General features: G+C 38.1%; 11 protein-coding genes. 4 read left to right on the top strand and 7 right to left on the bottom strand.

All coding sequences use genetic code 11. From position 1 onward, the window contains the following. Nucleotides 1–9 precede the first annotated feature (9 nt). Together A7A69_RS14235 and A7A69_RS14230 are read right to left on the bottom strand one after the other, a co-directional pair. Nucleotides 10–1,719, bottom strand: a complete 1,710-nt coding sequence (locus A7A69_RS14235; protein WP_152878227.1) for a KAP family P-loop domain protein — start codon at nt 1,717–1,719, stop codon at nt 10–12. Nucleotides 1,720–1,799: 80 nt separating this feature from the next. Continuing rightward, nucleotides 1,800–3,506 carry a GGDEF domain-containing protein gene (locus tag A7A69_RS14230; protein ID WP_152878225.1) on the bottom strand — a complete coding sequence of 569 codons (1,707 nt, stop codon included), beginning with the start codon at nt 3,504–3,506 and terminating at the stop codon, nt 1,800–1,802. Nucleotides 3,507–4,635: 1,129 nt separating this feature from the next. Here A7A69_RS14230 and omp33-36 point away from each other — a divergent pair. After that, a complete protein-coding gene (gene omp33-36 / locus A7A69_RS14225; RefSeq protein WP_120369811.1) occupies nt 4,636–5,538 on the top strand; it encodes a porin Omp33-36 in 903 nt (300 codons plus the stop codon). A gap of 52 nt (nt 5,539–5,590) precedes the next feature. Here omp33-36 and A7A69_RS14220 read toward each other — a convergent pair whose 3' ends face one another. Both A7A69_RS14220 and A7A69_RS14215 read right to left on the bottom strand, forming a co-directional pair. Next, nucleotides 5,591–7,564 carry a BCCT family transporter gene (locus tag A7A69_RS14220; RefSeq protein WP_152878223.1) on the bottom strand — a complete coding sequence of 658 codons (1,974 nt, stop codon included), beginning with the start codon at nt 7,562–7,564 and terminating at the stop codon, nt 5,591–5,593. A gap of 176 nt (nt 7,565–7,740) precedes the next feature. Then, complete coding sequence (locus tag A7A69_RS14215) at nt 7,741–8,439, bottom strand: ion channel (RefSeq protein WP_120369813.1); 699 nt, start codon at nt 8,437–8,439, stop codon at nt 7,741–7,743. A gap of 197 nt (nt 8,440–8,636) precedes the next feature. On the opposite strand from A7A69_RS14215, the gene A7A69_RS14210 reads away from it, so the two are divergent. Then, nucleotides 8,637–9,011 carry a hypothetical protein gene (locus tag A7A69_RS14210; RefSeq protein WP_120369814.1) on the top strand — a complete coding sequence of 125 codons (375 nt, stop codon included), beginning with the start codon at nt 8,637–8,639 and terminating at the stop codon, nt 9,009–9,011. Between the two features lie 71 nt (nt 9,012–9,082). On the opposite strand, the gene A7A69_RS14205 is transcribed toward A7A69_RS14210, so the two are convergent. Continuing rightward, nucleotides 9,083–10,798, bottom strand: coding sequence for a cation acetate symporter (locus A7A69_RS14205; RefSeq protein WP_120369945.1), 1,716 nt, complete (start codon nt 10,796–10,798; stop codon nt 9,083–9,085). A 2-nt stretch (nt 10,799–10,800) separates the two neighbouring features. Beyond that, nucleotides 10,801–11,133 (bottom strand): DUF485 domain-containing protein, encoded by a 333-nt coding sequence (locus A7A69_RS14200; RefSeq protein ID WP_120369815.1) that lies wholly within the window; start codon nt 11,131–11,133, stop codon nt 10,801–10,803. 182 nt (nt 11,134–11,315) lie between these two features. Here A7A69_RS14200 and A7A69_RS14195 point away from each other — a divergent pair, with 182 nt between their 5' ends. Both A7A69_RS14195 and A7A69_RS14190 read left to right on the top strand, forming a co-directional pair. Then, nucleotides 11,316–14,813, top strand: a complete 3,498-nt coding sequence (locus A7A69_RS14195; RefSeq protein WP_152878221.1) for a sensor histidine kinase — start codon at nt 11,316–11,318, stop codon at nt 14,811–14,813. 400 nt (nt 14,814–15,213) lie between these two features. Next, nucleotides 15,214–15,981 carry a hypothetical protein gene (locus A7A69_RS14190; protein WP_152878219.1) on the top strand — a complete coding sequence of 256 codons (768 nt, stop codon included), beginning with the start codon at nt 15,214–15,216 and terminating at the stop codon, nt 15,979–15,981. A gap of 102 nt (nt 15,982–16,083) precedes the next feature. Here A7A69_RS14190 and A7A69_RS14185 read toward each other — a convergent pair whose 3' ends face one another. After that, complete coding sequence (locus tag A7A69_RS14185; RefSeq protein ID WP_120369817.1) at nt 16,084–16,443, bottom strand: hypothetical protein; 360 nt, start codon at nt 16,441–16,443, stop codon at nt 16,084–16,086. Between the last annotated feature and the right edge of the window lie 67 nt (nt 16,444–16,510).

The raw sequence follows: 16,510 nt of genomic DNA, 5'->3' as shown, positions 1-16,510 counted from the left end.
GAGCCCATTTTAGCTATCTAATCTAGAAATAAGAAAATTCATATAATTCTTGTAGAACGCATCAGCTTGTGCTTTTTCATTATAAATTTCAGTAATTATATTACGAATTGGTTGGTCTGATGCAGTGTTTTTTTCTCGTTGTAATACTTCTTTCACAATATAACTACTACTCATTGAGTCAAATCGTAAATCTAGTGATATTTCTTCAAATAAAAATTTTCTCCAGTCTTCTTTACTTGCTTTCTTCACTGCCAATTCGTCTTTATTATTCCATCCTTGTCTAACATAAATATTAAAAATTGCATCAATTAAATTAGGGAATTTCTCTACGTCTAATTTATAATTTTCAATAAACTGTTTAAATATGGGTCTTACTTCCCCAAAAATATCATGCAAACGAAAGGTAAATATGTCTTTCTTCATTTCTCCTCTCATCCAATCAATAATCTCTTGCTCTAAAGGAGTGACATCTTTTGCAAATAAACCCAATACTTGTAAAGCAAAACTTAGATTACCTAAATTCTCTAAACCGACAACTCGTTTAGTTTTTTCATAAAACATGTCTGGAAAATTTTTATCGACTTGAAGCCCCCAAAAATCTTTAAAACATCTATGAAAATCTTCCTTAATTTCATTATTTTTTTCTGAAATCAACATAGAGTTTGCTAAATCATTTAATAGAGTAAAATCTAACTCACCTAGTTGATCAAACCATTTTCTAAACTCGATAGCCCACAAATCATCTATTACAAATGAATAGGAAATTTTTTTAAGCTTACTTAAAATTATGTTTTCATTTTTCTCCTGATCAGGAGAATGCTTTTTATTTATTAAATTTTTAGCTGAATTTCTAATATTGAAATCATCCCATGTAACTTCATATTTATTCCCAGAATCCACAATCAAAAAACCTTGTAAAATTCTTACTAAAATTATTTCTTTTGTTGAATCAGCCACATTTTCTGGCAATTTACTCCTAAATTCTCGATATAATTTGATCACTTTTTGAAAAAAACGAAAATTATGGATTTCCAATTCCTCTGCAAATTTAATCATCAATTCAACAAGTGAATCATCTATACCCTGCGTATTTGCACGAATTAAAGGTTCAACAGAGTTAATAATGATTACATCGTCAACTAATTTTTCTTTATAGTTTGCATACTTCTGCTTATTATCACTCTCAGCTTTATCTTCATCTAAAATCAAAATAACCTGACAATTTTTTTCAAGTTTCAAATAGTTTGCTAGTCCCATCACATCTTTAATATCTAATTTATTCGACAACCGCTCGAAATCATCAAAACAAATAATGGCATCTTTAACTTGAGCAAACATCAAACTATCAATGAGTTTAACTGGGGCATTAATTCCTAGCTGCGCAATTCGGGTATCTTTAAAAATCGATGGTAAGCTTTTAATCCATTTTGGAACTTCAATTGATGAATGATAGCTTTCAATACTGCTATAGATGTGAGTCTTTACATCACTTAAAGACTCTAATCCAAATAACGACACATAAGCATATTTACGATTAAAAACATTATCCTTTTTAAAAATTCGTTCCTCACTTAATTGTTTATCTAAGAATTTTTTCCAAAAGAATGTTTTACCCACTCCCCAAGACCCTGTAATGGCTATCGCAGTACCAACTTGCTCATTTTTTATATTGTGTTCTATCAAATCTTTTAGTCTTTTTTCTTTTTCAATAAGGTTCATATTATTCCAAAACACTTTGTAAACAAATAATGATATAAGCAATAATTTAGTAAAATATCAATTAGTTAATATCAAAAAACTTAACCCTCCACCACATTTTTACCTTTGGCTTTAGCCCTCAACAAAGCTTGATCTGCCTTTTGAAACAATGCCAACCAATTATCCGCGCCAACTGCCACACCAATACTGGTAGAGACATAAAGAGGTAATTCAAAATTTTGAATCTCAATCGCTTTCTGACTAAGTCTAAATCTAATTTTTTCGGCAAGATTTAAAGCATGTTCAAACGAAACTTCCTCGACCAACACCAAAAATTCATCGCCACCATAACGAACAATTAAATCGGAGTTGCGTACTGATGCTTTTAGAATTTCAGCCACCAGTTTAATCACTTGATCCCCGACAATATGACCATACTCATCATTTACTCCTTTAAAATTATCAATATCAATAATCATTAGGCATAATTGAGATAAGGTCTTTGGATGCTGTGACAAAATAACTAAATAATCATCTAATGCCAGTCGATTAGAAACGCCTGTTAACGCATCTGTATTGGCAATGTTGCGTAACTGAAATTCAAGTGCATCACGCTGCTGCAACATACGTTGTAGTTTTTTAATTGCACTAAACAATAAAGCAAATTCATTTTTTTTATTTTCATGGCGATCATTCCCATCAGCAACACCATCTGAAAGTTCAAGAATTTGCTCTTTTGCTTGAATTAATGGGTGAATAATTCGTTTTTGCGCATAATGCATCGTAAATAATGCGACTGCAACGGACAAAAAAGACAATAGTAAGGTCAGAATAAACTGTCGTTCAGCTTTTTCCTTACGTCCCTCTGCAACTTTTACACTTATATCCAAAAGATATTTCTGTAAATTGACCACTGGCGTAAATTTATTCACAATACTTTCTGTCAATTGTGTGCCAGTCATCGAATAAGCATCATGACGACGACTTTCATCTAAAAGTTGCGAAACAAACCCCACACCTTGCCCTAGGAACTCATACTTTAACTGTTGATGGAGTTTTTCATATTCTGGAGTTTTCGCATATTGCGGCTGTAAAGTATCTATTAAATTCCAGAGATATAACGCCTGATACTGGGTTTGTAATGAACGTGCCCGATTCATATCGGGAATTGTTTCATTAAAACTGACAGATGCAATAATATTAGATGCAACTCGACCTGCCTGATCTCGTAAATCTGATAATAATAAAATCATAGTGATATAGTCAGAAAGCTGACTATCAACACTATTTCTTTGAACAACAAATGCTCGCAAAATTTCACGATAACTATCCCAAGCTGCAAACATGGCCTGAACAGCATGGTCATATTGAACCGATGTACGTGAAATGTCAGGAAGTAACGCATAATCATCGACCAGATCACGTGCTATTTTTAGATCTCGCATCATGTTTTGCTGTAACCGATCTGCAACCTGATACTGACCAAGCGCTCTCAGCAAAATCACATTTTCACGAATATCTTGATCCACACCTTGTCGATAAAGATCTAAGGCTTGCCGATGCAAAGCTTGATTTGCATAAGGACTCGACATCAATTTATTCGCAAAGGCTCTCTCTCTTGAAATTTGATTCGCGGTATGAACCAATAATTTTAAAGATTGAATCCCGATTAAATCTTGTTTTGCAGCCTGTAATGCCTGATAACTATTGATCATTAGAGGAAAACAAATACACAGTAATGATAAAATAATCATCGACATAAACATAAATAAACGCTGACGAATAGACCTCAGACCTAACTTTGGCATGTTTGGGTACAACTCCCCATTGTGTCTCGATCCATAAATCAACTGTATTATTTTCGATCTAATTGATCATATTAGCTTAAAACCCAACTAATATCTAATATAAGCAAGGTTATGAAAACTAAGTGTTAATTTTTTGATTTTTCAAAAAATTCATATTTGAAAGCTTTATTTGCATATGAGAATGTTTACATCACTTTCAATCTTGTCTTAGATTTAAGTCGATAGATTAAAACCAAACAATTATAGGATAAACCAATTGATAAAATTAAAACAATCAATTTTACAGATTATAAATCTAAATTCATAATTAACACATATTCAACAGTTATTCTTAACTAATAGATTGAGTAACTTCCTCAAGGATGTTTCTCCCAACTAACATCCTTTTCGACCCAACCACTCTCTTATCGGTTGGGTTTTTTTTATCTTATATTTTGACGTGTCGATATCTTATCGATACTGGCTTAAATCCATTAAATAAAAAAAAGCCCAACCTTGGGGAAAGCTGGGCATATAAAACATAAAACTTTTCAATACAATTTCGATGGAGAATCTATAACTAAATCCTAGCGAAATAGTCAAGATTTGATAAAGCTATTATCTAAATAAAATTACTCGGTGTAAAGCGCATTTCTGGAAAATAGTATGTTTTTTTCATGATTTTTACCATTCTTTACATAAGACATCACACTTCTTTATTCTGAATGTTAACTTTCTGACCATTTTATTTTTTTAATTGAACATCCTAATTTTTAATATTCAAAATTTGCGACTAAATTAATTTTTAATCCAACAAATGATACTCAAATCACATATAAATGAATTAACAATAAAACAATAACAGATTTTTTATCGATAATTCTTATTAAATTAATTATTTTTTCCAATTAAAAAGGTGATTATTTTTTATGCTAGATGATAGCTACGATTGCTTTTTTTTCATGATAGCTAGTTGTAAAAAAGGTATTTTTTTCAGGTTGACATATTTTATTTCAAATGAACACTTTTTAATCAACCACTTAAACATGATTAGTGCGTTATGTACGTTCATCTTTTCCATGATTGACTTCATATTTTGTTACAATACAATGACGGCAGCTTAATTTTCTTGTTAATGCTGGAAACTACTATGAAAAAACTCGGTTTAGCCACTGCTTTACTTTTAGCCATGACCGGTGCGCAAGCGTATCAAGTTGAAGTTCAGGGTCAATCTGAATTTGTAGATACAACGGCAAATGATAAAAACTTTACAGGTGACCTTAACGGTACATTCTATTTGAAAGATGTTGATGCGTCTAAAGGTCCTTTAGCTGAAGCCGCATTTTTAAATCAAGCATCTAGCATCTCTCTTGGTTATAGCTATCAGCAATACGATGAGAAAGATGGTATCAACTATCATATTGGTACTTATGGTGCAAAAGGTGAAGCTTATCTTCCAACACCTTATGTTCCTGTTTACACCAGCGTATCGTACAACCACACAGATGCTGATGGTAAAAATGCCATCTCTCGTGATGACCACGGCGATCGTTATGCATTAGAAGTCGGTGCAATGTTGCTTCCTAACTTCTTGATGGCAGTTGGTTATACCAGCGTTGCAGATCAGTTTTCTCTAGATACGTTTGGCATCATGAACAATGGTATCTACTCGGCAGTGAATCAAACTGCGGCGATTCAGGACGACCAAGATGCGATTACTGCACGTGCTAAATACGTGGGTCCAATCGACGGTACAAATATGGCTTTTGGTTTTGAAGTTGCGGGTGCATTTGGTCAGGAAAATCAATACGGTTTAAAATCTGATCTTTACCTAACACCAAAACTTAGTGTTGGTGCAACATTTATCGGTAATGATGGTGAAGCTAACATCAAAGGTGATGATCTAGGTCGCTTTAAACAAGCTTGGGGTGGTCATGTAGATTACTTCATTACTCCAGCAGTTGCTGTAGGTGCATCTTATCTAAAAGCTGATGTAAAAGGTTCTGACCTTGATACTCAAACCATCGGTTTAAATGCAAAAGTTCGTTTCTAATTGATCTGAATTTTGCTAAAAAAAGAGGACTCCATTTGAGTCCTCTTTTTATTTATGTGGTTCTAACAATATTTAAAAAATATAAATGACGTTCATATTGGTCAATAATATCCTGTATCAGATCTTCCTGCGTCCAGTCCATGACATCATAATTCTGTCCGCCTTCACGCAAAAAGACTTCCGCTTGAAAATACTCATCGACCTCGTTCGCATCAGACTGATCTACCATGAAACTTGGCGGTACTGTTTCACGTGAAACCACATTATAGATAAAGTTGATTTCATCATGATGATCGACTTTAAGTACTAGACCATTTTCAGTATCTTCAATCTTTGCGCTCAGATGTCGACGTTTAAATTCTTTCTGGATACTTTCAAATGCTCTCTTAACAGTCGTTTGAATATAATCATCTACCTCGTGCTTACTATGTGGATAATGCATAATTAAACCCAGACGCTGCTGCCAACTTCTTGGATTTTGAATCGCACGTGGCGTAGTCCTTGCCTCCTGAATCGCTTGCATTTTAGTACTATCAATTCTTAAGGCTTTTATTAACCCCCAACAAATCAATAACATGATCACAGTAAAAGGCAATGCACTCATGATGGTTGCAGATTGTAATGCCGTCAAACCTCCTGCCAATAATAAAATAATAGCCAGCGCTGCCATCACCACAATCCAGAACAAACGTTGCCATACAGGTGAATCATCGGATTTAGCAGTTAAATAATCGACCACCAATGCGCCAGAATCAGCCGAAGTCACAAAAAATAAGATCACCAGAATGGTTGCCAATGAACTCATCACACCAGAGAAAGGTAAAGTTGCTAAAAACTCAAACAAAGCAACTGATGAATCGCCTTGAATGGCACTAAGTAACCCAGTATTGCCTTCATGTAATACGCTATACAAGCCCGCATTTCCCATAAAGCCCATCCAGATTAAAGTAAAACCAGTCGGAATAAACAAAACACCAATAATAAATTCACGAATGGTTCGCCCCTTAGAGACACGCGCAATAAACATTCCAACAAAAGGAGACCATGAAATCCACCATGCCCAATACATGATCGTCCATCCTCCAATCCAACCTGTAGGTTGATACGCATAGAGGTTGAAGGTCATGCCAAAAAGATTGGAAATATACTGACCAGCATTTTGAATTGTGGTTTGTAGTAAATAAATGGTCGAACTGGCAAAAAATACAAATAGCAATAAAATCAGTGCTAAGACCAAATTAAGTTCTGCAAGTCGTTTAATACCTTTATCCAGACCAAAACCTACTGACAACCCTGCCATAGCACTTACGGCAATAATCAGAATCACTTGTGAAGTTGCTGATGTTTCCAAACCAAATAAATAGTTCAACCCTGAACCGATTTGAGTCACCCCAAACCCAAGCGTAGTGGCGACACCAAAAATTGTTCCAATGGTTGCAAAAGTATCGACCGCGTCCCCTGCTGGCCCATAAATTTTCTTGCCAATTAATGGATAGAGTGAAGAACGAATTTTTAGAGGAAGATTATGTCGATAGGCAAAGTATGCTAGTGACAATGCCACGATCGCATAAATTCCCCATGCATGTAAGCCCCAATGAAAAAATGTAACTCGCATTGCCTGCTGTGCAGCAAGAATCGTTTCAGGTTCTCCTGTCGGAGGCGTGACGTAATGCATGATTGGTTCTGCTACACCAAAGAACATCAGACCAATGCCCATTCCTGCTGTAAACAGCATGGCAAACCAAGAACTATTACTGTATTCAGGTTGACTATGATCAGGGCCTAATTTAATTTTACCGCTTGACGAACAAGCAATCACAATCAATAAAATTAGAAAAAGAGCAACAGACAAAACATAAAACCAGCTAAACGACACGGTAATCCAGTCTTTAAGCTGCTGAGTCAATAACTCAAATGAATTAGGTGCAATAATGACAATTGCGAGAAAAATCGCAATGATTGCAAGTGTACTAAAAAACACATTTGGATTGATATTACTCATCCAAGATGGCGTTTTGGAAGGCATAGATCCCCCGATTATTTTTTAATAAAGACGTGATCATCACGATCACAACAGAAGGCAACACTCAAAGTGAAAATGTATAAGAGCATGCTTATCTTTAAAGAACAGCAACTTGGCTCTTAGCTTTTATATTCTATGGAGAGTTTTCATAAAAAACGTTGTAGAGCTGTAACAGAGTTTTATTGATCTTTATGTTCTGATTGTTTTGGTATATGTCGGATATACTGAAGTGCTATAAGACGCGAGACAATGACCGCCAGATACATCACGCCGCCAAACATCTGGATAATCGCAATGACTCGGGCTGCTGCGCCAGAAGGTATAATATCTGAAAGGCCTGTCGCAGATTGAAGACTAAAGCTTAAAAACAATAAATCTAGCCAACTTTTTAAACCCGTATGATCAGGTTTAATAAAACTGGTCGGAACAATCAATTGGCAAATGTTATAGAGAAAAGCAAAGCCCCATGCGAGTAAGGTAAATACAGCGCCCGCCGCAAAAAGTTCATCCTTAGTCAGGTAACGGTCTGCAAACATATAACGTAATAAACCATAGGCTGCATAGAAATAAGCCAGACTTTCAAATCCATGTGCCATAATCTGGATAAATGGTTCGCGATAACCCAATAAAATTAAGACAGAAAATAAAAGTGCGCCACTAACAAATAATAATCCCAAAGCACTAAATGCAGGTGACTGACGAATCACTTTTGCAATAATAAGTAATGCCAATACACCTAACACCCAACTAATTGCACGGTAAGATAAATGGCTATCGTTGGTCAAAGATGACAGGATTAAAATAAATAACTGTACCAGTAACAACCATGCCGATGGTAATACGCGAAAGCCTTGCCAGAAATCTTTTAAAGTTTGCATTGACCTGAATATCCAATAGTTTTTGTTGTTTTATTAATAAGATTTTGCTTGAAGATCCATTTATATTCTCTTGACTTACCATATAGAGTACAGAGCATTTATGTAAAAATGTTTCACAGAAAATGATCAAAATATTGCAACTTGTTACAGCCTCATATCACATAATAACCTGAAATAATTCAATAAGGTCATAACGAATGAAACATGCTTCCCTTGTGCTTAGTATTGGTTTGGCACTAATGTTAACGGCATGTGGTAAAACCAATCCAATGCTTGAACAACATCCTGATTATATTGGAAACTGGCAAAGTAGTACTGATACTTTAAAAATCGAAAAGAATGGTCAGGTGACGTATAAACATAATGAACATCAAGATCAGAAAACGCCTGAGAGTGAAGTGAGTTTGACTGAACATTCTGATATTAAAGCCGCCATTACTCAATTTGATGATAATAGCTTTGAAATTGGACAAGGTGAACTGGGTAAAAGCTTCAAAGTTGACCATGCGCCCTATAAAGAAAATGGCCAATGGAAAATGCAAGTTAATGGTCAGGTTTATACCAAGAAATAGTCGATCATAAAGATAAAAGACTGCCCTTTCGGACAGTCTTTTTCAATTTTTAACTTATTTAATCTCAGATATTAATGATCTGAAGCACCAGAGATGCCGACACCTGTCATCGAGCGAACATATTGAGCATCAAATGCTTTACGTTCTGCTTTTGCACGGGCGGAGTTATCTGTAATTGAGAAGAACCAACAGCACAAGAATGACAAAGGCATTGCAAAAATTGCAGGGCCGTTGAATGGGTTAATTGGCGTGTCAGAAATTTTCAGAGTATCGACCCAAACTGCTTTAGACAGGATGATTAACACTACAGCAGTAGTTAAACCGACCACTCCACCAATGACTGCACCGCGTGTCGTTAAACCTTTCCAGAACATTGACAATACGAGGATTGGGAAGTTAGCACAACATGCCACCGAGAAAGCTAGGCCGACCATGAATGCTACATTTTGCTTTTCAAACAAGATGCCCAAAATCATCGCAAAGATAGCAAGTCCCATGGTTGCAATTTTAGACATACGCAATTCAGACTCAGGTGTTGTTTTACCTTTTCTAAAGACGTTTGCATACAAGTCATGTGAAATTGCTGATGCACCAGAAAGAGTTAAACCTGCCACCACTGCAAGAATCGTTGCGAAAGCGACTGCTGAAATAAAGCCCATGAACAAGTCGCCGCCCAATGCATCACTTAAATGCACCGCAGCCATATTGTTACCACCCATTAACTCAAGTTTGCCTGTCATTGCCATTTTGGCAACATCTAGGAACTGTGGGTTGTTTGAAACAAATAGAATCGCGCCAAAACCAATAATGAAGGTAAGTAGATAGAAATAACCAATGAATCCAGTCGCAACTACAACCGATTTACGTGCTTCTTTCGCATCTTTTACAGTAAAGAAACGCATCAAGATATGTGGCAAACCTGCTGTACCAAACATCAATGCCAATCCAAGAGAAATCGCATCGATTGGATTCGCTGCAAGCTTACCTGGACCCATAATTTTGGATGCTTCTTCAAAACTAATACTGCGGACATTGGCATAGACATCAATCGCTTGAGTAAACATATTACTGAAGCTAAAGCCCACTGCTTTCATCACCATAAAGGCCATGAAAGTTGCACCTGAAAGTAACAGTACTGCTTTGATGATCTGTACCCATGTTGTCGCTAACATACCACCGAAAATTACGTAGGCCATCATGAGTAAGCCCACAATCACGACTGCGATATTATAGTTCAAACCGAATAATAGTTTGATTAGCTGTCCAGCACCTACCATTTGTGCAATCAGATAGAATGCTACAACCACTAATGAACTAAACGCTGCCAAAGTACGTACTGGCTTTTCTTCCAGACGGAACGACACAACATCCGACAGGTTATATTTCCCTAAATTACGCAGACGCTCGGCAATTAGAAATAAAACGATTGGCCAACCCACCATAAAACCGAGGGAATAAAGTAAGCCGTCAAAGCCTGAGCTAAATACCATCGCAGAAATGCCGAGGAAGGATGCCGCGGACATATAGTCCCCCGCAATCGCTAGGCCATTCTGAAAACCAGAAATGCCGCCACCCGCAGTATAGAAATCTTTGGTATTTGTGGTTTGTTTGGCCGCCCATTTGGTAATAAACAGGGTCCCGCCTACAAAGATCACAAACATAATAATCGCATGCCAGTTGGTGGCCTGCTGTTGTGCCTGCCCCAAATCAGGGCTAGCCATTGCGATCGTGGATAACATCGCACTCGCTGCAATCGCTGCTTGTGTCTTGAATGAATTCCATTTCATCATTAGTGTAATCCTTTCTCGTGAGTAATGGCTTCAACTTCTTTTAAAGCATCTTCATTGAGCTGATCGAGGGTATTATTGGCAATGTATGAATACACTGCACATAGTACAAAGGACAATACGATAATGCCTAAACCTAAAGGAATTCCCCAAGTTGTCACACCACCGTTAAATGAACTCATTAAAAATTCTTTGTTGTATCCAACGAGTAACATGAATCCGACATAAACAAACAACATAATTCCTGTGAGTGTCCAACTTAATGTCGCTTTCTTGCTAACCATTTTTTTGAATTTTGGATTTTGTAGAATTCGCTCTACCTGAACGTCATCCATAAACTACTCCTTTTACAGCGGCCATCGATGGGCGCTTTTTAATCCTTTTTCTTTACGCTACTAAATTAACAAGCTTGTATCAGGTTCGTAACTTAGACTTTGGTCGCTAAATTTTATACAACATGCAAAGCTTTGTATTGGCTTAAGGTATGATAGTCCAAGCGTTGAACAGTTTAGGTGCTATGAACAGCTGGCTTATTATTGGGGTATTGGCCCTTTATATTTTAGTCTTATTCCTGTGTGCTTTTTTTGGTGAAAAGCATGCCAGTCGTCTAAGTACACGCGGACGAATGCTGCTGTTCAGCTTAACTTTAGGCGTTTACTGTTCGTCGTGGACATTTTATGGCGCAACAGGTGCCGCCGTTCGTGAAGGAATCATCTTCCTACCGATTTACTTAGGGCCGTTATTATTTATTTGGTTTGGTTATGATATCTGGCGACGTTTAGGTCGAGTCCGCCGCCACCATGCGATTTCTTCCATTGCCGATTTTATTGCTGCACGTTATGGCAAAAGTGGCACATTAGCCTCTCTTGTTACCATTCTTGCCGTGATTGCCATTATACCCTATCTGGCCTTACAGCTACGCGCCATTGCCCTCAGTGCTTCAGTGGTACTCGATCAGGGGCCACATTTAAATACCACGACCAACAGCGTATTATTAATGACTGGGGTTCTAGCGATACTTGCCATGATGTTTGGTACGCGCCAGATTGCCAATACAGAACAGCATGGTGGTTTAATGCTAGCTGTTGCATTTGAATCGTTTGTTAAACTTTCTGCACTGATCTGTGTAGCGTTGTTTTTTATCTTTGAAACACCAAACAATATGCTACAAATCAGTCATGATGTAGCAAAAACTTTCCACGAAGTACAATTATTTGGCGTTCCTGAAACTTTCTGGATTCAGACTTTGCTTGCAGGTTTAGCAATCATCTGTCTACCTCGTCAGTTCCATGTGGCAGTGGTAGAGTTGCGTGACGAAAAACATATTCGGGGCGCTCGACGCTGGTTTGCGGTGTATTTGATTTTAACCACGCTCGCTATTATTCCAATCGCCAGTTGGGCATTACACGCCGCACCTCAATTTCTTACTATTCCCGATGTAGCAGTACTGTCCTTACCCCTGAGTTATAATCAGGAATGGCTCACACTGCTGGCTTTTTTGGGTGGTTTTTCTGCTTCTACAGGTATGTTGCTCGTGTCTTCGGTAGCACTCTCGATCATGTTAAGTAATGACTTGATTATGCCTGCCTTATGGCGTTTTAACCTGATTTCGCGCCACGACACCCGTTTACCGCAAATGTTAAAATTTACCCGCCGCATCTGTATTTTGGCAGTGATGCTACTGGGTTTTTTATTTTTCCATTTTTTTAATGATATTGATCAACTTTCTGTTTTTGGTTTATTGGCTTTTAGCGCCGTTGCACAATTTTCTCCCGCTCTGATTGGGGGCTTATATTGGCGTGGGGGCAGTCGACAAGGCGTTTATGCTGGATTGATTGTAGGCTTTTTGATGTGGATGTATACGCTATTACTTCCTACAATTTTAAGAAGCCTACCCGATCAATATCAGAATTTTTCCTACCATTTTTTAACATCAGGTCCTTTTGGAATCAGTTGGTTACGCCCAGAAGCACTCTTGGGTTTTGAATCTTTTGCGCCATTAACACATGGGGTAATTTGGGCACTGGGTTTAAATATTATTTTATATGTCTGGATTTCACGTATTTACCGTCCAAGTGTAGCGGAACAAATTCAGGCTGAAAGTTTCTTTTATTATGAAACCAAACCCTTACCTGCACATCAAACCTCGACAGATATGAATTATCTGCATCACGATGCAGCTCGACTCAGAGTAGGTGATCTGATTACTCTGGCCAAACGTATTACTGGTGATCGACCTACTCAACAGGCTTTTATACAATTTAGCAATCAAAACAACGTATTGCTCAATGAACACAGTTTTGCCAACGGCATGTGGTGGCGATTTACTGAACAATATTTGGCTGGAACTATTGGTGCTGCATCTGCAAGAACTTTGCTAACCACCGCAATGGTCAATAATGGTCTGGCTTTGGGGCAAGTCGCCAATATTCTGGATCAGGCATCTCAATGGCAGCGTTTTAACCAAAACTTGCTCATGACCATGATTGATCATATGACACAAGGTGTGAGCGTAGTCGATGAAAATATGTGTCTGGTCGCATGGAATAATCAATATTTAAAACTGTTTGATTATCCTAAAGATCTGGTTTATGTCGGTTGCCCGATTGCAGATCTGATTCGTTATAACGCCGAGCGTGGCGAATGCGGGCCGGGTTCTGTCGAAGAACATGTACGCAAACGCATTCATTGGATGCAAGTGGGAAGCGCACATGAGTTTGAACGGATTCGTAAAGATGGTCGCGTGATTCAGATGCGCGGCAATCCCATCGAAGGTGGGGGCTTTGTCACTACTTTTGCTGATATTACGGCGTTCCGCGAAAATGAAGCAATGCTTGAAGCACGCGTCATGGATCGGACTCAACAGTTAGCAGATGCTTTAACTGAACAGCAATTGGCACGAGAACAGGCTGACAAAGCCAATATGTCGAAAAGCCGATTTATTGCAGCCGCCAGTCACGATTTGCTACAGCCGATGCATGCAGCCCGCCTATTTAGTACTGTACTTGAACAAAGCGTGCATAGTGAACAAGAACGCCAAACCCTACAACAGCTTGACCGTGCATTGTATGGTGCTGAAAGCATGCTATCTGCCTTACTCGATATTGCTCGATTAGAAGGCGGCTCATTACAACCGAAACGACAGGCTTATCCACTACATGATTTACTAAGTGACCTTTCACTACAGTTTAAATCGATTGCCGCTCAACGTCATATCCTGTTGAAAGTCCATGATGCCCAATTCTGGATAGATACTGATCCTCAATGGATTCGACGTATTATCCAGAACTTTGTGAGTAATGCATTGCGCTATACCGCCTCTGGGCGTGTGGTGGTTGGAGTATTACGTTCTGCCAAAAAAACACAACATATCCGCATCGGTGTTTGGGATACAGGTCCGGGTATTGCAGAAGAGCAGCGTATTAAACTTTTTCAGGAGTTTGAGCGTTGTGGTCATACCTCGCCATGGGGTGAGCAAGGCTTAGGTTTGGGTTTGGCCATTGTTCAACGTATGACTAGCCTCTTAGACTACCCTGTAGACGTGTATTCTGAATTAGGGAAAGGCTCATGTTTCATGATTGAAGTTCCAACCGTTCCCGCACCACAGAAGACAACAACCCTCATACAACAAAATACCGCAATGCTAACAACAGGTTATCGAGTCCTGTGTTTAGATAATGATGAAACCATTCTGGAAGGCATGGCTGCGTTATTGTCGAAATGGGGCTACACCGTATTTAAAGCAACTGAGCCTGAACAAGCCTTAAAAATTATTCAGACTGAGGATATTCAAGTTTGGTTGATCGATCAGCACTTAAATCAGGATCAACGAGGACTCGACTTTATTTTGGCGCACCGTCCCGCATCAGCATCCGTGGCTTTAATTACCGCCGATTCAGACCCCGAATTGCCTCAACGTTTAAAGGAAATGAACATCGTGCTGCTGAAAAAACCGCTAAAACCCGCTGGATTACGCGCATGGTTATCGGGTTTAAAAATCCAACCACATACCTAAATAAACTGCAAACAGATACATTTTTGAGTTTAAGTTTTACATTTAAATATGAAACTTGGCGTTTTATTTTAGCAAGTAGGCGAAAGTGCTCAGAATGAGAGCCTTTTGCCATACGTTCATTGACCAAAGTTTTCAATTTTAAATTCACTATGGCAAAGACTCACCAATTTGTAAGAAAAATAACGAATAGTTCGTTACAATTACATAATCAATTGTTTTTTAATTATAATTTCACATATAATGGCAATATAAAACTTTAGTCTAATACACCTTGCTTTCTGAATACTTCATAAAAAGAAAAGTAAAAAGCCGATTTCATAATCGACGTAGACCGTCGCTCTTTTGGCTCATCGAAACACAATGGAAATTGGCAGAATTATTTTTTAAAGGATAAAAAATCATGAATATTTCAGAGGCTGTTCCTCACGGACAGCACAAATCACTCCAGTTTTATCGTGAATATAGTGCCAATGCCATACTGCCAGACATTGATTGGCAAAGTTTATTTAGTCATAGCAAACTGAACCAGACTCATATACAGGCTCTCGATTCTATTTATCGTAGTGCTATACCATTGGCATTAAATGTTTTTAATGAACTTCACTTTGATGTCTTTGCACCTGCTGCTTATCATCCACATGGCTTGGGTTTATTTGACAAATTAGCACAACAGGAAAATAAGCTGCTTGACATCCTAGAGAGTGAGACATCCTCTCTCGATCACGCTACACGCCATCAAATCTGGAGCATGTTAGTGCGTGGTGGTGCCGTTCTAGTATTTAAGGCGTGGTTAGGTCGCGTTAAAAATAATACGGATGTACTGGATACCACACAATTTGATGAGCTTTCCGATTTACTGTTCATAAAAACGCCACCACAACAGTTAGCACAGCGTTTAAATGTAGAGGCGAGTGCTGATCTGGATCATATCTTTTTGATGTATGGCGATGATGTTTTCCTTGACCGTTTTAACAGTCTAGAAACCGCCGCATTGTTTGTTGATTTAGGCGTCTATGATGCAGCTTTCTTAAGCCTGCGTGATGACCGTGTGGCCGATTACCTTAAACAAAAAGGCTATGTCTCTCAGGAGCAAATTGATGATTTACAATGTGCCCTTAATCCATTGTATTGCGACAACGTGACCTTAAAACAAGATTGCCTTGCCTAAAGTGATCAACGGTCTAAACCAGTTTCAAATGACTGGTTTAGATCGTACTGTATACATCATCCGCACGTATTTTTTTCATCGTCATACTTGTACAGATCCATGTTAGCGTAATGCGCCTATATAATGATGTGGCACTTCTTCTTGTTGAAGTTCAGCCTGTAACTCTGCGCTACTGCTTCTACTCAGTCCAAGAACTTTGGTTTCATTATTCAGATTGTTTTTCAGGCTTTGAGCAGCCGCACCATTTAAAATTTTGTTTAATTTTTCTGCCAGATTTTTAAGTTCACGATCTTCAAGCGATGCAGCTAAATGCATAATTTCCTGCGCATAAGCATCATTTTGCGCCATATACACCGCGTCAACTACACGCCCTGTTTCACGTCTCAGCCGCACATAAAGCTGTGTCGCCAAGGTAAATAATTCATTATTGACTACTGGATCGTCAGTATAAATTGTTTTCATGTCCAAACTCCTGATTGATTTAAACCACAATGCCCTGTGCGATTTTTCACAGGACATCGATATGGCT

It is taken from the genome of Acinetobacter guerrae (assembly GCF_009372255.1).
Taxonomy (GTDB): Bacteria; Pseudomonadota; Gammaproteobacteria; order Pseudomonadales; family Moraxellaceae; genus Acinetobacter; species Acinetobacter guerrae.
The sequence above is the reverse complement of the archived record's forward strand: the minus strand, read 5'-3'. Positions and strand labels throughout refer to the sequence as shown.